Raw genomic sequence first — 18,551 nt, forward strand, 5'->3', positions numbered from 1 at the left:
AGCGACCCGTCTGGGAAAGGAAACTCCCCGATCGGAGCCCTGGCCAGGCGCGGGCTGTGATCTACGCGAGTTCTGGGGCCCGGTCAACCACTCGGATGCCAGCCGAAGCGCAGCCCGGCGGCGGCGGGGCCTCGGGTCGGCGGATCGGCGCGCTCAGACGCTGAAGCGCAGGGCGGCCTCGCGCAGCGTCACGAACTCGTGGTCGCGCTGCAGCCCGCGCAGGGTCTCGAGCAAGATCCGGAACTTCTCCGCGTGCGGCACGCGCAGGTCGGGTTGGCGCCCGGCCAGCTCGGTCGGAACGCTATCGCTGACCGCGTCCGCCAAGTCGATGCCATGCAGCTCGAGGTTGAAGAGCGGGCGGCGGCCCATGCTCTGCAGCAGCGCGCTCCGCAGCCAGGCCGGGCTGACCGTCAAAAGCGTGCCGATCGCCGGCATGCGCAGCCCCGGCACGACCGCCACCGGCAGCTCGATCAGCGGCGCCGTACCCTGCCGCCAGGGCTCCTCGAGCGACGGGCGATAGGGATCGGGCGGGGCCAAGAGGGCACGGGGATCGCTGAGGACGGCCGCGGAGCGTCGCCCGCGCAGGCTCATCCCCAGCATCACCGCGGCCTTCGCCAGGTAGTAAGGCGGCGAGGGAAACATCGAGCTGTCGTAGCGGTAGCCGAGCGCGACGAGCGCCGCGAGCACCGCGCGATTGATGAAGTAGCCCGGCGCGCGAAAACCGACCGGCGCGTGCTCCGCACCGACGGCCTCGGTGATCAGCTCATGGGCCCGCCCCAACTCCTGCGTGATCCGCTCCGCTGAGAGCCGATTCAGGGCATAGGGGTGGCTATAACTGTGGTTGCCGATCTCGTGACCCGCTGCGGCCAGCTCGGCGAGCGCCGGACCGAGCTCCGGCGACTGCTCGAGGTCCTGACCGACGATGAAAAAGGTCGCCTGCACGCCGGCCGCCGCGAAGAGCTCGGCGAAGCGCGGCAGCGCGCAACGCACGATGGTGTGCAACACCTGCGGCGGCGGCTCACCGAGGCCGTGAATCGAGTAGTAGGCGCTCAGCGGGTCGAGATCGACGCTGACGGCGCAGAGCTTGCGATCCATCGCCTACCGCTCCTTGCGCAAGACGAAATAGAGCCGGCCCAGATTGCGCAGCACGTTGGGCACGCGCTTGAACAGATTGATCGATGGCGCGCGCTTCTCGACCACGCGCACCGGGATCTCGATCACGGGCACGCGCTCTTGCTCGGCGCGAATCACCAGCTCGCTGGCGAAGACGTCTTTATCGACCAGACAGCGCCCCGCAGTGCCCACCAGGCGCTCGCGACGAAAGGCCTTCATCCCGTGCGTGTCCGTGCCGTGGAAGTGCAGCAGCAGCCGTAGCAGCCCGTTGTAGACGAAGGTCGCCGCATGCCGGTAGAGCGGCCGGGTATCGTCGGCCCCGGGCAGGAGCTTCGAGCCAACGACCAGCGCCGCCTCATCGGCGACCAAGCGCTCGAGGGCGCGCCGATAGAAGTCGATGTCGCCCAGGTCGATCTCGTCGCAGACGACGTAGGTCCCGCGGGCGCGCAGGATGCCCTCCTTCAGCGCCCGACCGTAGTTCGGCTGACCAAGCGAGAACCAGCCGACCTCAGCGTACTTCTCGCTGAGCTGGCGGCACTGCTCCGGCGTGCGATCCGTGCTGCCGTTCTCCGCGAGCAGAATCTCGAAGCTCCAGCCCAGCTCGCGCAGCGCCTCGCGCAAGGCCACCACCGAGGAGGCGATGATGCCCTCCTCGTTGTAGACGGGGATAACGGCGCTGATCATCGGCGCCTTGGTCGAGCCATCGGGCAGGCTCTCGCGCGCAGGGGGCATCTCGATCGTCGGACGCTGAGTGCGAGTCATGGGTGTGCTCATCCGCGGAGCGCCAAGGCGTCGGTTTCGGCGGCAGCCTGCCGGCCGGCCAGCAGACTATCCTCCATGGCGTTGTAGATCCAGGCCCCGTAGCGCCCGCAGCTAAAGATCCGGTGCGCCGCGAGGTAGCTCTGAATCGTCGCCACCGCGCTCTCGTAGCCCTCATCGAAGACGACGTAGGCCGGCGCGAGCTCGCGCAGCTCGGCGAAGAGGACGTCCTCGACCGCGTCGATCGCGCCGATCGCGACCAGCCCCTCCAGGGCCTCGCGCGTCGCCTGCGCGGCGTCACCCTCGCGACGCGAAAGCTCGACGTAGAGGCTCGCGCAGCCGGGCGGCGCCATGCTCGGCATCGCGTTGGAGAAGACGCCGACGCGATAGAAGGGATAGCGCTCCTCGGGCACGTAGGCCCAATGGTAGTCGGCTCGGGCGGGGCGCCGCGTCGCGACGTCGAGGTAGCGCACGGGCGTCGCGCGCAGCCGCTCGCCGGCCGCCAAGACGGCCGCCGGCGCGTCGACCAGCAGCCCGAGCAGCGTGGGAAGCGGCAACGAGGTGATCAGCGCGTGGAAGGGCAGGGCCTCGCCGGCAACGGCGACCGTGCCCGCCCGCGGATCGATCGCCTCGGGCGCCGTGCCCAGCCGCGTATGGCTCGGATCGAGCTCTGCCACCAGCGCGCGGGTGAAGCTCTCGATGCCGCCCTGCCGCGGGTAGACGAAGCGCACGTTGTAGCCCAGCGCCGCCGGGCCCGCGCCGACCGCACCGGCCAGCACCTGCTCCAGCGTCGGGATCGGCACGAAGCGGCTGCACCACGCGCTGGTGATCGCCGCCGGGGGCACGCCCCAGAGCTTGCTGTTGTAGGGCAGCATGAAGTGGCGCGCGATGCCTGCCCCGAAGTGGTGCAGGACATATTGCTCGAAGTTGCGCGGCTCCTCGCTGCCGCGCTGCAGCCGAGCCTGGACGAAGCCGAGCAGGCATTCGTAGACCACCGGCGGCGGCAGGCCGTGCAGGTTGGCCTGGAAGGGATAGGGCGTCAGCACGCCATGCGAGTAGATCGCCGCGCGCCGCTCGACCTCCACTAGCGCCTCGCCCATCACGCGCTGCGCCAGCGCGCGCATCGCGTCCGTGCGGAGGTGCAGCCAGTGTCCGGTGTGGTCGAAGAAGAACCCGTCGCGCTCGTTAGTGCGCGCCAGACCGCCGAGCCGGCTCTCGCGCTCGACCAGCAGGTAGGGTCGCCGCAGGTGCAGAGCCGCGGAGATGCCGGTCAGGCCCCCGCCCAGAATAATTGTCGGCTGAGCCCCGTCGCGCGGCATGGGGCGCTGCTTAGCACAGGGCCCGCGAGGCGCCAAGCCAGGGTCGCCAAGCCAGGGTCGGCCCGAGGCCGCGCGCACTCCCCTATTGCATCAGCGCCGCTGCTTCAGTATGAGAGCGTGCCCATGAACGCCCTCTCACGTGCTGCTCGACCCCTCGGGCTGCTGCTGCTCGGCGGCCTGCTGCTGCTGCCTGGACTCGGCTCGTTCGGGCTGTGGGAGCCGCACGAGCTGCGCGGCGCCGACGCGGCGCATGCCGTCTTCGAGCGCGCGACGGCGGCGGACAGCGCGGCTCGCGGCGTCGCCACCGCCCCCGCCCTCCGCCCCCCGACCCCGCCCCTCCAGACCTGGGCCATCGCGCTTGGCATGCGCGTCTTCGGCGCCCATGAGCTGGGCGCGCGGCTCCCACTGGCGCTTTGTGGCCTGCTCGGGCTGCTGCTGGCCTACCGCTTCGCCTCACGGCTCTTCGGCAGCGACGCAGGCCTGGCGGCGGGCTTCGTGCTGCTCACGACCCCGGCCTTCGTCTTCGCCAGCCGTCAGCTCGCGGGCGAGATCGTCGCCGACGTGGCGGCGCTGACGGCGCTCGGTGGCCTGGCGGCCTACCTCTGGCCGCGCGACGGCCAGCGCCGCGTCGCCGACCTGGCGCTGGGTGCGCTCGGCTTGGTCGCCGGCTTTCTCGCGCGCGGCGCGCTGCTCGGCAGTGCCTTTCCGCTGGTCGTGCTGACGATCGCGCTGATCGGGCAAAGACAGACACTCGGCGCCGGCGAACGACGCGTCGTCCTGCCGGCCCTGCTCGGCGCCGTGCTGCTCGCGGCCGCGGCCATCGGCGCGCTGCTGAGCGCCCTCGGCGGCGGGCCGATCCTGCTCTACGGCGCCCTACCCCACGCCTGGGCCAGCCCCGCGACCTTCGATGTCGCGCTGGAGAACCTCGGCTACGGCACCTTCCCCTGGTTCGCGCTGCTGCCGCTCGCGCTCGCGGGCTTCGCCTGGCTCCAGCGCGACGACGACACGGCGCCAGCCAGCGACGCCACCGCACGCGAGGCCGCCGCGGCGCTCGTGCTGCTGCTGGGAGTGGTCCTCGGCTACCTCGTCGCCGCGCTCTGGTCGCCCTTCTTCGGCCCGCTGCGCTATCCCGCGCTGCCATGGGCCTGCATGGCGATCGGGGTCTGGGCCGCCCGCACCTGGCGCGAGGGACTCCGACAGCCGCTCTGGGGCGTCATCGCGGCCAGCGTGCTGCTGGTCTTACACCAGGATTTCTTCCTGCGGCCGGCGACGCTAGCCTTCAGCTTCCTCGAGCAGCCGCCGCCCTTTCCGGCCGGCGTGGACATCCGCCTGGCGACGCGCCTCTTCGGGATCGGCAGCGCCGCGCTCTGTTTGCTCGCCCTCAGCCCGCTCTTCGACGCCTGGCCGCGCCTGGCCGCGCCTGGCGCGCGAATCGCGCGCTCCGCCGGACTGGCCCTGGCGGCGCTGGCGCTGGCCTTCGCCTTCTGGTGCGCGCAGTTCCTCACGCCAGCGTTGAGCCATCACCTGTCGAACAAGGCCCTCTTCACGACCTATCAGCAATGCCGTCGCGGCGACGAGCGACTGGCACAATTCGGCGTCGTCGGCCGCAGCGCGTCGTACTACAACGCGCAAGCGCTCGACACGCTCAACAGCGAAGACGAGCTCTTCGCGCGCCTGGCGCGGCCCGAGCGCCAGTTCGTGCTGATCCCGGCGCCGAACCTCGGCGTGATCCACCGCGCTGCGCGCCAGCGCGGCGTCGCCTACTACGTGCTCGACGATCGCAGCTCGCGCTACCTGGTGCTGACCAATCGGCTGAGCGCGCCCTGCGCGACCGACCACAACCCGCTCAGGCAGTCGGTGACCCGCGTGCGACCGCGCCCCCAACACGCGCTGATCGCCAACTTCGAGCAGCAGGTCGAGCTGATCGGCTACGACCTCCCGGCCTCGGCGCTACGTGGCGGCAAGCTGCCGATCACCCTCTACTTCCACGTCCTCGGCAACGTCGCCCCCAACTACAAGCTCTTCATCCACTTCGACGCGCCCGATAACCGCTTCCACGGCGACCATGAGCCGCTCGCCGGCAAGTACCCGACGCAGCATTGGCTCGCTGGAGACTTCATCGTCGACCGCCATGAGGTCGAGCTGCCGCTGCTGACGACCGTCTCGGGCACCTACGCGATCTGGGCCGGCTTCTGGCTTGGCGAGCAGCGCCTGAAGGTCATCAGCGGACCGAGCGATGGCGCCAACCGCGTGCGCATCGCCACGGTCACCGTGCGCTAGCCTCCGCCTCATTGTCGAGCAGGCAGGGTCCGATCGGGCCCAGTACTATTGCCGAGCGGGCGCTGGGCGCGCGGTCGGGCCGAGCTTCGCGATCAGCGCGCGGCGCACGGGCTCGGGCACAAAGGCACCGACCTCGCCGCCGAGCCGCGCCACCTCCTTGACCAGGCTCGAGCTGACGTAGAAGTTGCTCTGGTCGGTCATCAAGAAGACCGTGTCGAGCGCTGGTTCCAGCGCCCGGTTCATCAGCGCGAGCTGGAACTCATACTCGAAGTCGGCTACCGCCCGCAGCCCGCGCACGATGGTCTGCGCCCCGCGGCGCCGCGCGTAGTCGACCAGCAGGCCGTCGAAGGCGTCGACCTCGACCCTGCTATCCTCGCCGACCACCTGCCGGAGCAAGGCCACCCGCTCGGCGCGTTCGAAGAGCCCACCCTTGCGCGCGTTCTCGGCCACGGCGATCACGACGCGCTCGAAGACACCGAGGGCGCGCTGCAGGATGTCGAGATGACCATGGGTCACCGGATCGAAGGAGCCCGGGTAGATGGCCAGGCGCGGGGCGATGCTCATGTCGACTCCTCAGGCGCGAGCGCTTCGAGCGCCAACAGGCTGACACCCGTCTTCCCATAGCCACGGGTGAGCAAGCGGCGCAAGCCTCCAGCAGAGGCGGGGAGCTCGCGCCGCAAATCATGCTCGACGACGATCAACGCCGCCGGATCGAGCAGGCCCAGGGCCACGAGGGCGGCGAGCGGCGGCCACGGATCGTCGCGATAGGGCGGGTCCGTCAGCACGAGCGCGAAGCGCTGCGGCTCCGCGCCGAGCCGCGGCAGCCCGGCCTCCACCGTCGTCGTCAGCAGAGCAGCCCGCGCGCCGAGGCCGAGCGCTGCGGCGTTCTTCGCGATCACCTCGGCGCAAGAGGCCTCCCGCTCGATGAAGGTGCAATGGCTGGCGCCGCGGCTCAAGGCCTCGAGGCCGAGCGCGCCGCTGCCCGCATAGAGGTCGAGGACGCGCACGCCCTCGAGCTCCAGCCGCGCCGACACCATCGAGAAGATCGCCTCGCGCACACGATCCGCGGTCGGCCGGGTCGCGCGACCCGGCGGTGCGAGCAGCCTCCGTCCACGCGCTTGACCTGCTACGATGCGCATCGCAGCCAGCATCCTAGTCCGTCTCTCGCCTTTCGCCCATCGTTCGGCCGCTGCCTCGGTCGACCACCAGTGGCGACACCAGCGGCGGCACAGCCGTCCTGGCCCCGATCGCTTCTGGTGTATGCTGCCCCGGTGGAGCCGACCACCGCCTTCACAGCCTCGGCCGTCGACGAGCTCAGCGCGCGTGAACGCGGCGTTTTGCTCGGCAGCGTGCTCTTCGCCAGCGAGGCCTCGGGGCGCGTCCGCGGGCTCGCCGCTCCCTTCGCCGAACGCTGTCTGCGGGCGCGTCGCGCCCTCGACGCCCGCCCCGAGCACGAGCGACGCCGGCTGGTCCAACAGCTCGTGCAGCAGCTCGGCTGGCCGCTGCCCGATAAGATCGAAGAGGTCCCGCCCGACGAAATCGCGCGGCTCCTGGAGAGCTGGCCGGGATCCGTTGCCGCGGCTATCTGCGCGCTGCTGCCAAGAACCCTGCAACACGAGCTGGGCCGCTTCGCCCTCCCGCACCAGCTCAGCCCCGCGCTGCAGCACGCCCTCTCGGCTCAGGTGCTCGCGCCGCTCGGACGCCGCGAGGCGCAGCGCCCGACCGCCCGTCCAGCGCCCCCAACCCTCGAGCCGCCCGACCCCGCCGGCAGCGGCCAGCCTCGGACGCCGCGGCGGAGCCCGCGATGAAGGGCCGCGTGATCCGCCAGGCTCCAGGCGCGAACGCGCCAACCTCGCCAGGTGCCGAGGTCGACCGCACGCGCGTGCTGCGAGCCGAGCAGCGGCGCAGCCTGGTCGCTGCCGAGGCGCACCTGAGCGAGGCGCGGGCACGCGCCGAGGCGCTGATCGCCGCCGCGCGCGAGCAGGGCGCGACGCTCAGGCGCGAGGCCGCGGAAGCCGGCCAGCTCGCCGCGCTGCAGGCGGTGGCCGCCGCACAACGACAGGCGCAGGAGGCCGGCACGGCGTGGCTCAAGGCGGTGGAGGACGAGCTGATCGCCCTCGGCGTCGCGATCGCGGAGAAGCTGCTCGCTGCCGCGCTCGAGCTCGCACCGGAGCGCGTCGCCGAGGTCGCCGCAGCGGTCCTGCGCGCACCGAGCTGCGGGCCGCCGCTGATGCTCCGCGCTCATCCCGATGACCTCGAGCACCTGCGCGCGGCGCTGCCCAACCTCCAGCGGGCCGCCCAGACCACCGCGCTCGCCTTGATCGCCGACGCGGCCGTGACGCGCGGCGGCGTGGTCGTCGAGGGCGCGCATGCCCTGCGCGACGGGCAGCTCGCGACCCAGCTCAGCACCGTGGCCAGGTCCCTCGCTGGCCCGACCCAGGGCGCAACCGCGAAGGGTCCGCCGTGACCAGCGCAGCCGCGGAGCGTCTGCGGCGCGCGCGCCAGGCGCTCGAGGGTCTCGATCCAGCGCCGGTCAGCGGCCGCATCACCGAGCTGGTCGGCCTGACGCTGCGGGCCACCCTGCCGGGCGCCCGGGTCGGAGACTACGTGACGATCGCCCGCGCGGGCCAGGCGGGGCTCGGCGCCGAGGTGATCGGGTTCAGCGGCGAGCAGGTGCTGCTGATGCCGCTGGGCGAGGTGCAGGGGCTCGGCGCCAGCAGCCGGGTGATCAACAGCGGCGAGCGCCTCAGCCTGCGCTGCGGAAGCGCGCTGCTCGGCTGCGTGCTCGACGCGCTGGGCGAGCCCTGGGACAGCGCCACGCCGCTCGCCCGCGAGCTCCACCCCTGGGCCTGCGATCGTCCGCCACCCGATCCCCTCAGCCGCCCGCCGATCACGCGACCGCTGACGCTCGGCGTCCGCGCCATCGATGGCCTGCTGACGGTCGGAGAGGGGCAGCGCCTCGGTCTCTTCGCCGGCTCCGGCGTGGGCAAGTCGACGCTGCTCGGTCAGCTCGCGCGTCAGGCCGAGGTCGATGTCTGTGTGGTTTGCCTGATCGGCGAGCGCGGCCGCGAGGTCCGTGAGTTCATCGACGGCGCGCTCGGTCCCGGGCTCGCACGCGCGGTCGTCGTCTGCGCCACGAGCGACGTACCACCGCTGCTGCGCCTCAAGGCCGCGCACACCGCCACCGCCGTCGCGGAGTGGTTCCGCCAGGACGGTCGGCGCGTGCTCTTGCTGATGGACTCCGTCACGCGCTACGCGCGGGCGCTGCGTGAGGTGGCGCTGGCCGCCGGCGAGCCCCCCGCGCGCCGCGGTTATCCGCCGAGCGTCTTTGCGCAGCTGCCCCGCCTGCTCGAGCGCGGCGGGACGGCGCCAACAGGCTCGATCACCGCGATCTACACCGTCTTGGTCGAGGGCGATGATCTCGAGGAGCCGGTGGCGGACGAGACCCGCGGCATCCTCGACGGCCACATCGTCCTCTCGCGCCGGCTGGCCGAGGAGGGGCATTGGCCGGCGATCGACGTGCTGCAGAGCGTCTCCCGCGTGATGCCCGCCGTCACCGACGAGGCGCAGCGCCGAGCCGCCCAGCGCCTGCGCCAGCTCCTCGCCGTCTACGAAGCGCGCCGCGACCTGATCGTGTTGGGCGCCTACCAGCGCGGCTCCGACGCCGAGACCGACCTGGCCGTCGCCAAGATCGACGCCATCCGCCGCTTCCTCCGCCAAGGCGCCCACGAGCGCTGCTCCCTCGGCGAAACCACCGAGGCGCTAGGCGCGCTGCTCCGCGACTAGCTGCGGCGCGCGCCGCAGCTTCGGACCCGCGCTGTGGTAGCCTCCGCGACGACGACTATGGAGTGAAGCCTCATGCGCCTGCCGCTCGTAGTGCTCGTCTCAGCGCTTCTCTTGCTCTTCGCGGCCCCGCGTGCGCATGCCGCGCCTTACCCGACCGCGCCGCTGCCGACGAGCACCACGTCGACCCCTGAGGGCCCGATCAACGCGGCGGTGAAGCCGGCAGCGAAGCAGGGCCTCACGCTAGCCACAGCCGACGGTCGCGTCTCGCTGACCGTGCGGGGCCGGCTGCAGGCGCGCTACGAGGCCGACCTGCCCCATGCCGCGGGCGCCTCGGCCTCGCAGATCGTGCAGCTCCGCCGCGTGCGCCTGGTGCTGCAGGGCCACGCCTGGAGCAGCCACCTGCGCTACTACTTCCAGCTCGGACTCGCGCCCCGTGATCAGCTCGGCGGACTCACCGCTGACGACGGCAGCATCAGACGCAACCCGCTGCGCGACGCCAACCTCGAGTTCGACCGTTGGCGTGATTTGACGGTGCGGGTCGGCCAAATGAAGGTGCCCTTTTCGCGCGAACGCGTGCAGTCCTCCAGCGCGCTGAACCTCGTCGACCGCTCAGCGGCCAACGAGGAGTTCAACCTCGATCGCGACCTCGGCCTGCAGCTGACCTCGAGGGATCTCGGGGGAAGGGGCTGGCTCGGCTATAGCATCGGCATCTTCGCCGGCCACGGACGCAACGCCTACCAGCCGCAAGGCTTCGGTATGCTCTACGTCGCGCGCCTCGAGGCGCGCCCGCTCGGCAGCTTCGACGACTACCTGGGCGCGGACCTCGCGCGCGAGCCACGCCCGCGCCTCGGCCTCGGGCTGGCCTATGCCTTTCAGGATCAGGCGGTCGCCGATCGGGGCGTGTTTGGCGAACGCTTCGCCGACGGCGGCACGAGCGACTTCCACCACGCCACCGCCGATCTCGTGCTGAAGTGGCGCGGCTTGGCGCTGCAGGGGGCGCTGCATTGGCGCCACGCGACCCAGCGCCGGGGCGGGGGCACGCTGGACGAGGCCGGCGCGCCGCTAGCGCTGGTCGCAGGGCGCAGCGGTATCGGCGCCTTCGCCCAGCTCGGCTGGCTGCCACTGCCCTGGCTCGATCTCGAGCTGGTCGCGCGCTACGCCTTGCTGCGCGATCCCTACCACAGAGGGGTGAGCAGCCTGCCCCAGCGTGACGAGGCCACGCTCGGCGCGAGCTACTACTTCGCCAAGCACGACCTCAAGCTACAGCTCGACTATGCGCGCAGCTTCGACGATACGATCGCGCGGCGCTATTGGGACGCGCTCAGCGACGGCACCGATCGCCTGCGTCTGCAGCTCCAGCTCTATTTTTGACGCCGAGCGCTGGATCGCCGTTGCGCCAGCGCTGCTGCGCGCAGCATCGGGAGGAGAGCTGACCATGGGCAGTCGGCGCAAGCGCAGACGCAGCGATCGGGGCAGCCGCGGCGGCGGCGCGGGCGGTGGCACGGGCCGCGGCGCGGGCGGTGGCAGAGAAGCGACCCGGGGCGGTTTGCTCGGCGGCCTTCGCGGCGGCTTCAAGGGCATCGTCGGCCAGGGTGCGCCGCGCCGGCGCGAGTCGTTGCTGAGCCGTTGGCTGAGCTATGCGTTGCTCGCCGCGGCCGTGGCCCTGCTGATCTACCGGCTCAACCGGTGAGGACTCCGGCGAAGCGCGGCCCGGCGCTCACGCGCGCCGGCACCCTCGGCGGCCACCCACAACGGGCGAGCTCTTCGCTCTTCGGCCGCATGCTCGTCGCGCACCTCGTCCCGAGCCTCCTGCTCTTAGCGCTCTTTGGCTGGCTGATCGACGGGATCGCGGCGCGCGAGCTCGAGGTGTCGCTGGGCCGCCGCCTGACCGCCGTGGCCCAGGCCGCCACGAGCCAGGTGCCACCCGACGTGATCCGCTTTCTTGGCGCCGGCGACGACACGAGCCGCACCGCCCGCCGCCTGCACCAGCGCCTCGACGAGCTGCGGCGCCGCACGCGCGTGGCCCGCATCTTCGTGCTCGACGGGGCCCTCCGCAGCCGCGCCGACACCGATGCGCGCGTCCGCATCGGTGACCACTACTACCAGGCCGAGGCCCATCGCAACGAGCTGCAGCGGGTCTTCCGCGGCGGCGAGGCCAGCTCACTGCTCTTCATCGGGCGTGACGGCCGCAGCTACAAGACCGGTTATGCCGCGCTCCGCGACGGGGCCCAGGTCATCGCCGCGCTCGGGGTCGAGGCCAGCCCGGAGTTCGTCGACGCGCTGGCCAGCCTGCGCGCCTACCTGATCCTGGCCGGCCTGGGCATCAGCCTGCTGCTGGTGGCCGTCACGCTCATCGTCGCGCGCCGTGTCACGCGGCCCTTGCGGCAGCTCGCCAACGCGGCCGCGCGCATTGGCGCCGGCCAACTCGAGACGCCAGTCGCCCCGCATGGCCGCGACGAGGTCGGCGTGCTGGCGACGACGATGAACCAGATGCGCGTCGATCTGCTGGCGCGCGAGCGGCAAGCCCAGCTGATGCTCGCGGGCATCGCGCATGAGGTGCGCAACCCCCTGGGCGGCATCGCGCTCTTCGCCGGCTTGCTGCGCGAGGAGCTGGCCGAGCACCCGACCCAGCGCGAGATGGTCGCGCGGATCGAGCGCGAGACCGAGCACCTCAAGCGCATCGTGACGGAGTTCCTCGACTACGCTCGCCGCTCGCCGCCGCAGCTCGCGCCGACTGCCCTGGCACCGCTGCTCGCCGAGGTCGCCGAGGTCCTGGCCAACGACGCCCAGCTCGCGCAGGTCGTGCTGCGCCACGAGAGCGAGGCGCTGATCGTCCCCGCCGACGCCGAGCGCTTGCGGCGCCTGCTGCTCAACCTGGCGCGCAACGCGATCCAGGCCTGCTCGGCGGGCGGTCAGGTCACGCTGCGCTGCGCCCTGGAGGGGGAGCAGGTCGTCCTCGAGGTGATCGACGACGGCTGCGGCATTCCCGCCGCGCTGCGCGAGCGCGTGCTCGAGCCCTTCTTCACCACCCGCGAGCGCGGCACGGGACTCGGCCTCGCGCTCTCGCAGCACGTCGCCGAGGATCACGGCGGCACGCTCGAGGTGCATGGCGACGAGGGTCGGGGCACGACGATACGCGTGACGCTCCCCGCGGCCGGAGCCGCGCCAGCGCCCGCCTGCAACCGCGAGGACGGCTGATCGCCCCACGATCGAGTGACGCAGCCGAGTGACGCAGCCGCGACGGGGTGGGTGGTCGCGGGGGCAAGACGGCTTGCGCGGCTCAGGGCCTCGCGAGCGCGCGCCGCGCGGCGGCGCCAGACGGTGGGCCATAGGCCGGACCGGCGAAGACCTGCGCGTAGACCAGGCCCTGCAGCCGCACGCTGAAGAGCGGACGCCGCCCGGTCGTGTAGCGCTGGACCTCGGCTTTCTCGACCTCACGCTGCAGCAGGCTGAGGTAGGTCACGATGTACTCGGCTTGGGCGAACTCCGCCACGTCATAGCTCAACCAGGGCCGCAAGCAGCGATGGTAGACGAAGAGGCGCAGCCGTGGCGTCGCCCGGCCGCGCCGACGCGCGTCGCCGGCGATGAACTGCGCCACCTCCTTGAGTCCCTCGCCCTGCCCGAGGGTGACGACTGCCTCCGGGTCGAGGCCAGGCAGCGTGCTCGTCCAGGCCACTGGATGCGGCCAGCTCTGCACGATGCGCCCCGTGCGAACGCCGAGCGCCAGCACCAGCGCGAGCGCCAAGAGCCAGCGCGGCACCGCGCCCAGCGCCCCGCCTCGCTCGCCACGCTGGAGGATCATCCCAGCGCCCGCCGCGGCGCATAAGGCCAGCGGCGGTATCAGTGGCAGCAGGTAGCGGTCAATGCGCTTGGGGCTGAGCACGAGGCTGCCGACGAAGGGGGCGTAGGCCAGCAGCAGCGGCCAGAGGCGGCGGTCGAGCCCCTGCGCGCGCGCGGCGCGTCGCCCAGCCCGTGAGAGCCAGCGCCCGAGCGAGGCGAGGTAGAGCAGCGCGAGGAGCAGCAGCTCGGGCGTCAGCCGGAGCAGGAGCACCGCGAGATAGAGCCCGACGCCCGCGTCGGAGGCGTGGATGCGCCCCCAGGAGAACATGTTATGGCCAGCGCCCACCAGACTCGTCGCCGCGCGGTAGACGCGCAACACGGTCGCCCGCGGCTCGACCCAGAGGGCCGGCCACAGCGCACAGGCGGTGGCGAGCGCGCAGGCGGTCAGCAGGCACAGGCCGGCGACGAGACGCCAGCGTTGGCGCACCGCGCCCGGCCGCAGGGCGGCCACGAGGAAGCTCAGGGCTACCCCGACGGCCACGCCCGCCGCGGTGATCTTCGACAGGACGGCCAGGCCGAGCAGCACCCCGGCGCCCGCTGACCAACGCAAGGAGCGCTCCCGCAAGGCGACCGCGCTCGTCAACGCCGCGAGCCAGGTGAAGCCGGTCAAGGTCATATCGAGCTGAAAGGCGCGAGCGTGGCCGACCATAAAGGGTTCGCTGGCCAGCAGCAGCCCGACGGTTGGAGGCAACCAGGCGTGGCGCCCACCGAGCAGCCGGCCCAGCAGGAGGTAGCTCGCGCCGATGACCAGGCTGCTGAGCAGCACGAGCGGCGCCATCGCCACGACGATCGTCGCCGGGCTCAGCGGTTCTTCGAGCAGCCCGGCCAGGCGCAGCGCGCCGCCGGTCAACCACATGAAGGTCACGCCCACGTGCTCGACCTGATAGGTCGCCGCCCAATCACGCGCAGCGAGCGCCTGCCAGAAGCTCTGAACCCACGCGTACCAGCCCCAGGGCACGTCGACGTGGACCCAGGCGTCGAGCGTGAAGCAGCGCAGCAAGAGCGCGTAGCCAGCCAACGCTGCCGCCCAGACGAGCCGCCTGCGTCGGGCCGCGGCCGCTGCCGCGGGTGGGGAGCAAACCATCGCACGTTCCTAGCGCCACGCCTCACGGCTGTAAACAGCCCCGCCTCGCGGCCCTCCCTCGCACTGGCGTTGCTCCGGTCGGGAGCTCTGGGCTAACGTCGGGCGATGGCCACCGTGTTGATCATCGACGATAACGAGACCCTGCGTCTGGGCCTCGGCCACATCGTGAGCAAGATGGGCCATGCCGTGCTCGCGGCCGCCTCGGGAGAGGAAGGGCTAGCGCTCTTCGCGAAGCAGGAGGTCGACTTCGCGATCACCGATCTCAAGATGAAGGGCATCGACGGCGTGCAGGTGTTGCGCGCCATCGCCTCGCGTGACCCCGACTGTCCGACGCTGATCGTCACGGCCTTCGGCACGGTCGAGACGGCGGTCGAGGCGATGAAGCTCGGCGCGTTCGATTTTCTGCAGAAGCCCTTCGCCCCGGAGATCGTGCGCCTCAAGGTCGAGCGCGCGCTCGAGCTGCGCGCCGCGCGGCGGGCACGCCAGCGGCTCGAGTCCGAGAACGCCTACCTGCGGCGCGAGGACCAGGGCAACGTGACCGAGCTCGTCGGTGCGTCGCCGTCGCTGCGCCAGGTGCTGCGCGTGATCGAGAAGGTCGCGGCGAGCGAGGCGTCGGTGCTGATCGAGGGTGAGAGCGGCACCGGAAAGGAGCTGGTCGCCCGCGCGATTCACCGCGGCAGCCGGCGCAGCAGCGGGCCCTTCATCAAGGTCAACTGCGGAGCGCTCACCGACACGCTCCTCGAAAGCGAGCTCTTCGGCCACGAAAAGGGCGCCTTTACCGGGGCATTCAAGCGCCGCCTCGGGCGCTTCGAGTTGGCGGACGGAGGCACGCTGCTGCTGGACGAGGTCGGCGACGTATCCCCGAGCATGCAGCTCAAGCTGCTGCGCGTCCTCCAGGAGAGCGAGTTCGAGCGCGTCGGCGGCGAGGCCACGGTTCGCGTGGATGTGCGCATCGTCAGCGCGACCAATCGCCGGCTGCAGGAAGAGGTGCGCGCTGGGCGCTTCCGCGAGGACCTCTACTACCGCCTGCATGTCGTCCCGCTGCTGATTCCGCCGCTGCGCGAGCGGCGGGAGGACGTGCCGCTGCTGGTCCAGCACTTCATCGCGGCGCGGGCGCCGCGCACCAACCCGCGCGTCGTGGGCATAACGGACGCGGCGTTGGGCCGGCTGATGGCACACGATTGGCCGGGGAACGTGCGCGAGCTGGAGAACGCGGTCGAGCAGGCCCTGGTCTTCGCCGAGGGGGAGCGCATCGACGTCGGCGCGCTGCCGCCTCAGCTCCGCGGTGCGAGCGTGGCGGCCGGGCTCACCCTGCCCGAGCAAACGACGGCGCTCCCGGAGATCCTCGACGACCTCGAGCGCCAGCTAATCCAAAAGGCGTACGACGCCTGTGGAGGGGTCAAGACCGAGACCGCGCGCCGCCTGGGCATCAAGCCGAGCGCGCTCTACTACAAGCTGGAGAAACACGGCATCGGCGACCCGCCGGCCGCACGCCAAAAATCTGAGAGCTGAGATACGAAACCTCAGTTTTTTGAGGGTGGCACCGACCGGCCGCTGGGTACTCGGAAGGGAGCGATGCGAGATCATGGGAAATCGGAAGGCGGCCAGGACGGACGCGGTGCTGGCATAGGCATTGCTTCGCACTGGTGCATGGGAATACTGCGAGCGGACGTGAGCGGGTTGAGCCGAGGCTTGCCATCGGTCGTGCCGCTCGTGCTGATCATGCTGCTCGTGCTCGTCGGCCTGCCACCGTCCACTCAGGCCCAATCGGGACGCGCATTGCCGGGTGTGCCTGCGTTGCCGGGTGTGCCTGCGTTGCCGGGTGTGCCTGCGTTGCCGGGTGTGCCTGCGTTGCCGGGTGTGCCTGCGTTGCCGGGTGTGCCTGCGTTGCCGGGTGTGCCTGCGTTGCCGGGTGTGCCTGCGTTGCCGGGTGTGATTGTCGAGCGCGAAGGGCAGCTCGATCGCCTCATCGGACACCAGCGGCTGCTCGAAGGCAGGCTCAGCGAGCAGAGCGAGCACATCGCGCGCCTCAAGCGCCAACAGCCGGGCCTGCAGCGGGACGCCCGACTCCAGGCCGCGCTGCGCGAGGCCCAGGCGATAGCCGCGCGCCTCGATGGACTGCAGCAGGGACGCGTGAAGCAGGCACGTGGCGCGCTTGAGCAAGCCTATCGGGCAGCGCTGGCGCAGCCGACGACGAGCACGATCCTGCGCGCGCGCCTGCAGCAGCGGCTGCGGCGCCTGCTGACGGCCGCGTCGAGGCCATCCACAAGGATTGTCGTCGGCGCGACCGCCGGGCCGCTAGACGATGCGGAGGACCTGGAGACCAAGGCCGACCTGCTGCGCGACTCGGCGGATAAGGTCGAGCGCCAACTTCGCACCGTGCGCACGCAGATCGCTGTGTTGGAGCAGCGAACCCGGCTGCAGCGTCACCAGGTGGCGGCCAACGCGGACCTCTTCATCGAGGAGGCGCCGCGCTGGGTCGCCCAGGCGCGAAGCGCGGTCTCCGCCACGAGCGTCGCCGCGGACACCTCGCCCAGGCGCGACCCCGTCAGCGCTCCGCGCGAGGTGGTCCCGGATGGGGTCGGGGCGAGCAGCGAGGCCTCTCCGACGCCCAGGGGGCCGATCAGCGTCACGACAAGCGTCCCAGGCGACGCGCCCAGCGCTTCGAACGCGCCGGCCTCCGGCCTCGGCTCGAGCGGCACCGACCTGCAGTCCGGCGGCATGCAGGCTGCCTCGGGCAGCGGCAGTGACAGGGCTGGCGGCGTTGCGCAGAGCGACCCCGGCGCTGGCGCCTCGCCGGGCGACGCCACCTCGACCGCGCCATCGTCGGCCTTCAGCGGCAGCGGCCCGGTGACGACGACCACGACCACGGTGACGCTGGCGTCGGTCCTTGACCCCGGAACCGTGCGAGCGTTGCAGCAGGCCGCGCGTTCGGGCAATCCGAGCGCCCACGCGGCGGCGCTGAGGCAAGCGGCCGAACGCCTCGAGCAGCTGGCCCGGCGGCTCAGCGCGCAGGCGCAGGGGCTGCGTCGCGACGCCATCCGCGAGCGCGCGCAGCATTAACTGCCCGCGCTCAGCGCGCGTCGCTGTCAAAGGCGAAGCGCAGCGCGAGCAGCGCGGTCTGGCGCACGAAGCCCAGCCGCGTCAGCGCCGTCGTCGCCGCTATCGACTCGTTGACATAGACAGCCCATCGCGCGACCAGCGACCAGCGCGCGCTGAGCTCTCGGCCGAGATAGACGCCGAGGCGAGAGCGATTCTCCTCGTCGAGCAGCGGATTGAAGGGCTGTCCTGTTGGCTCCAGCGCCGCGCTCCTGCGGAAGCTGCTCACCTGCACCACGCTCTCCAGGCTGGCATAGACCGCCCAGATGATCGGCACGGTGAAGCGCATGCCGACGATGTGTCGCAGGTAGCGCTGGTTGTCGCTATTCGATCCGTTGAGCTCGAGCCCATACCACCAGGCAGCGGTCGCGGGGCCCTCGTAGCCGAGCTGAAACCACAGCAGCTGGTCCCAATCGGCGCGACGCACGGAGGGATCGCGAATGCAACCACCCTGCTCGGAGGCGCGGCAGAGCGTGCGCTGGCCGCTGAACCAGCGCCGACCGAGCGTGAACGTGGCCCCCAGCGTCCAGGCGCTCGCGGCGGTCTCCGCGGCGGTCGACCAGCGCCATCGGGCCGCGACGCTGCCGAGCGGCCCGTGGAAGTCGAACTCGGCGTTCGGTTTGAAGTGCAGGCCCTGGTAGCCCGCGTCGAGCACCAGCGCCGGCCAGCCGCCGCGCTGCGCCCAGGAGGCGCGTAGCGACGCGCTTGCCAGCCGCAGATCGCGCTGGACGGTCTTCAGCGTCCCATCATCGGGCGTCGGCTGGAAGACCTCGTAGTAGCTTCCGTGCAGCCCGAGGCGCAGGCCTGCCAGGCCCCAGGAGCCGGCGAGCAGCGCCCGCTGAACGTATTCATCAGCCGCGGAGAGGGATCCGCCACGCAGGAAGAGCTTGCCGCCGCCGCTATAGCTCAGGGCCAGCGCGTGGGTCGGCGCGCCCAGCGCAAGCGCGAGGTCGCCGGAGATCCGCAGCAGGGGCGAGGCCAGCAGGCGCGAGCGATCATCGCCCGCCACGCGGAGCGCGTTGCTGTCGTACTCGGGGCCAGCCTCGGCGTTTGCGGTCCAGCGCCTCGCTGCAGCCGCGGAGCCCATCAGGCCCGAAACGACCAGCGCAGCGCTGAGGGTGCACCCGCAGAGCCTCGTCGGGCGCGAGCGCGGCGGCAGCGCCAGCGCCGAGCGCTGAGTGCTGAGGCGAGTCAGACCAGGCACTGGTGGATTGTAGTAGAGCACGAGCCCCAGCGCGCCGCCGACCATCGTGCGGGCAAAAAAAGAGCCC

17 protein-coding genes are annotated in these 18,551 nt (G+C 71.7%); 9 read left to right on the top strand and 8 right to left on the bottom strand.

Annotated features, from left to right (window positions below; genetic code table 11):
• Nucleotides 1-153: 153 nt before the first annotated feature.
• From IPL40_12100 to IPL40_12110, 3 genes are read right to left on the bottom strand one after another with little or no spacing between them, the layout of a single operon-like run.
• Nucleotides 154-1,095: a polysaccharide deacetylase family protein gene (locus IPL40_12100; GenBank protein MBK8481903.1), complete on the bottom strand. Its 942-nt coding sequence runs from the start codon at nt 1,093-1,095 to the stop codon at nt 154-156.
• A 3-nt stretch (nt 1,096-1,098) separates the two neighbouring features.
• On the bottom strand, nt 1,099-1,845 hold the full coding sequence (locus IPL40_12105) for a glycosyltransferase (protein ID MBK8481904.1): 747 nt from the start codon (nt 1,843-1,845) through the stop codon (nt 1,099-1,101).
• Between the two features lie 38 nt (nt 1,846-1,883).
• Nucleotides 1,884-3,191: an FAD-dependent oxidoreductase gene (locus tag IPL40_12110; GenBank protein MBK8481905.1), complete on the bottom strand. Its 1,308-nt coding sequence runs from the start codon at nt 3,189-3,191 to the stop codon at nt 1,884-1,886.
• A gap of 123 nt (nt 3,192-3,314) precedes the next feature.
• Between IPL40_12110 and IPL40_12115 the strand changes: the two genes are divergently transcribed.
• Entirely contained in the window at nt 3,315-5,471 is a 2,157-nt protein-coding gene (locus IPL40_12115) for a glycosyltransferase family 39 protein (protein MBK8481906.1), read from the top strand.
• 45 nt (nt 5,472-5,516) lie between these two features.
• Here the strand turns inward: IPL40_12115 and coaD are convergent, their stop codons facing one another.
• The gene (gene coaD, locus IPL40_12120) at nt 5,517-6,035 is read right to left on the bottom strand and encodes a pantetheine-phosphate adenylyltransferase (protein ID MBK8481907.1); all 519 of its coding nucleotides are present in this window, start codon (nt 6,033-6,035) and stop codon (nt 5,517-5,519) included.
• Nucleotides 6,032-6,610, bottom strand: coding sequence for a 16S rRNA (guanine(966)-N(2))-methyltransferase RsmD (rsmD, locus tag IPL40_12125; GenBank protein MBK8481908.1), 579 nt, complete (start codon nt 6,608-6,610; stop codon nt 6,032-6,034). The genes coaD and rsmD overlap by 4 nt, the downstream gene beginning before the upstream one ends.
• A 132-nt stretch (nt 6,611-6,742) precedes the next feature.
• Between rsmD and IPL40_12130 the strand changes: the two genes are divergently transcribed.
• The 6 genes from IPL40_12130 to IPL40_12155 all read left to right on the top strand — a co-directional run bounded on the left by IPL40_12130 (nt 6,743) and on the right by IPL40_12155 (nt 12,455).
• Nucleotides 6,743-7,279 (top strand): hypothetical protein, encoded by a 537-nt coding sequence (locus IPL40_12130; protein ID MBK8481909.1) that lies wholly within the window; start codon nt 6,743-6,745, stop codon nt 7,277-7,279.
• Nucleotides 7,276-7,938 carry a hypothetical protein gene (locus IPL40_12135; protein ID MBK8481910.1) on the top strand — a complete coding sequence of 221 codons (663 nt, stop codon included), beginning with the start codon at nt 7,276-7,278 and terminating at the stop codon, nt 7,936-7,938. The genes IPL40_12130 and IPL40_12135 overlap by 4 nt, the downstream gene beginning before the upstream one ends.
• The gene (locus tag IPL40_12140; protein ID MBK8481911.1) at nt 7,935-9,257 is read left to right on the top strand and encodes a FliI/YscN family ATPase; all 1,323 of its coding nucleotides are present in this window, start codon (nt 7,935-7,937) and stop codon (nt 9,255-9,257) included. Before IPL40_12135 ends, IPL40_12140 begins: the two co-directional genes overlap by 4 nt.
• 72 nt (nt 9,258-9,329) lie before the next feature.
• A complete protein-coding gene (locus IPL40_12145) occupies nt 9,330-10,628 on the top strand; it encodes a hypothetical protein (protein MBK8481912.1) in 1,299 nt (432 codons plus the stop codon).
• A gap of 64 nt (nt 10,629-10,692) precedes the next feature.
• On the top strand, nt 10,693-10,947 hold the full coding sequence (locus IPL40_12150) for a hypothetical protein (protein MBK8481913.1): 255 nt from the start codon (nt 10,693-10,695) through the stop codon (nt 10,945-10,947).
• Complete coding sequence (locus IPL40_12155) at nt 10,944-12,455, top strand: HAMP domain-containing histidine kinase (protein MBK8481914.1); 1,512 nt, start codon at nt 10,944-10,946, stop codon at nt 12,453-12,455. The genes IPL40_12150 and IPL40_12155 overlap by 4 nt, the downstream gene beginning before the upstream one ends.
• An 82-nt stretch (nt 12,456-12,537) precedes the next feature.
• Here the strand turns inward: IPL40_12155 and IPL40_12160 are convergent, their stop codons facing one another.
• Complete coding sequence (locus IPL40_12160) at nt 12,538-14,181, bottom strand: glycosyltransferase family 39 protein (protein ID MBK8481915.1); 1,644 nt, start codon at nt 14,179-14,181, stop codon at nt 12,538-12,540.
• Nucleotides 14,182-14,286: 105 nt separating this feature from the next.
• On the opposite strand from IPL40_12160, the gene IPL40_12165 reads away from it, so the two are divergent.
• A complete protein-coding gene (locus IPL40_12165) occupies nt 14,287-15,693 on the top strand; it encodes a sigma-54-dependent Fis family transcriptional regulator (protein MBK8481916.1) in 1,407 nt (468 codons plus the stop codon).
• Between the two features lie 245 nt (nt 15,694-15,938).
• Here the strand turns inward: IPL40_12165 and IPL40_12170 are convergent, their stop codons facing one another.
• Complete coding sequence (locus IPL40_12170; GenBank protein ID MBK8481917.1) at nt 15,939-16,202, bottom strand: collagen-like protein; 264 nt, start codon at nt 16,200-16,202, stop codon at nt 15,939-15,941.
• 112 nt (nt 16,203-16,314) lie between these two features.
• Here IPL40_12170 and IPL40_12175 point away from each other — a divergent pair, with 112 nt between their 5' ends.
• The gene (locus IPL40_12175) at nt 16,315-17,244 is read left to right on the top strand and encodes a hypothetical protein (protein MBK8481918.1); all 930 of its coding nucleotides are present in this window, start codon (nt 16,315-16,317) and stop codon (nt 17,242-17,244) included.
• A gap of 10 nt (nt 17,245-17,254) precedes the next feature.
• Here the strand turns inward: IPL40_12175 and IPL40_12180 are convergent, their stop codons facing one another.
• On the bottom strand, nt 17,255-18,529 hold the full coding sequence (locus IPL40_12180; protein MBK8481919.1) for a hypothetical protein: 1,275 nt from the start codon (nt 18,527-18,529) through the stop codon (nt 17,255-17,257).
• Nucleotides 18,530-18,551 lie beyond the last annotated feature (22 nt).

The organism is Pseudomonadota bacterium (assembly GCA_016711215.1).
Taxonomy (GTDB): Bacteria; Myxococcota_A; Polyangia.

What these genes read in the sequence shown, in the direction of transcription:
- IPL40_12100 (MBK8481903.1), bottom strand. Translation starts at nt 1,095, where the DNA reads ATGGATCGCAAGCTCTGCGCCGTCAGCGTCGATCTCGACCCGCTGAGC.
- IPL40_12105 (MBK8481904.1), bottom strand. Translation starts at nt 1,845, where the DNA reads ATGCCCCCTGCGCGCGAGAGCCTGCCCGATGGCTCGACCAAGGCGCCG.
- IPL40_12110 (MBK8481905.1), bottom strand. Translation starts at nt 3,191, where the DNA reads ATGCCGCGCGACGGGGCTCAGCCGACAATTATTCTGGGCGGGGGCCTG.
- IPL40_12115 (MBK8481906.1), top strand. Translation starts at nt 3,315, where the DNA reads ATGAACGCCCTCTCACGTGCTGCTCGACCCCTCGGGCTGCTGCTGCTC.
- coaD (MBK8481907.1), bottom strand. Translation starts at nt 6,035, where the DNA reads ATGAGCATCGCCCCGCGCCTGGCCATCTACCCGGGCTCCTTCGATCCG.
- rsmD (MBK8481908.1), bottom strand. Translation starts at nt 6,610, where the DNA reads ATGCGCATCGTAGCAGGTCAAGCGCGTGGACGGAGGCTGCTCGCACCG.
- IPL40_12135 (MBK8481910.1), top strand. Translation starts at nt 7,276, where the DNA reads ATGAAGGGCCGCGTGATCCGCCAGGCTCCAGGCGCGAACGCGCCAACC.
- IPL40_12145 (MBK8481912.1), top strand. Translation starts at nt 9,330, where the DNA reads ATGCGCCTGCCGCTCGTAGTGCTCGTCTCAGCGCTTCTCTTGCTCTTC.
- IPL40_12150 (MBK8481913.1), top strand. Translation starts at nt 10,693, where the DNA reads ATGGGCAGTCGGCGCAAGCGCAGACGCAGCGATCGGGGCAGCCGCGGC.
- IPL40_12160 (MBK8481915.1), bottom strand. Translation starts at nt 14,181, where the DNA reads ATGGTTTGCTCCCCACCCGCGGCAGCGGCCGCGGCCCGACGCAGGCGG.
- IPL40_12165 (MBK8481916.1), top strand. Translation starts at nt 14,287, where the DNA reads ATGGCCACCGTGTTGATCATCGACGATAACGAGACCCTGCGTCTGGGC.
- IPL40_12170 (MBK8481917.1), bottom strand. Translation starts at nt 16,202, where the DNA reads ATGTGCTCGCTCTGCTCGCTGAGCCTGCCTTCGAGCAGCCGCTGGTGT.
- IPL40_12180 (MBK8481919.1), bottom strand. Translation starts at nt 18,529, where the DNA reads ATGGTCGGCGGCGCGCTGGGGCTCGTGCTCTACTACAATCCACCAGTG.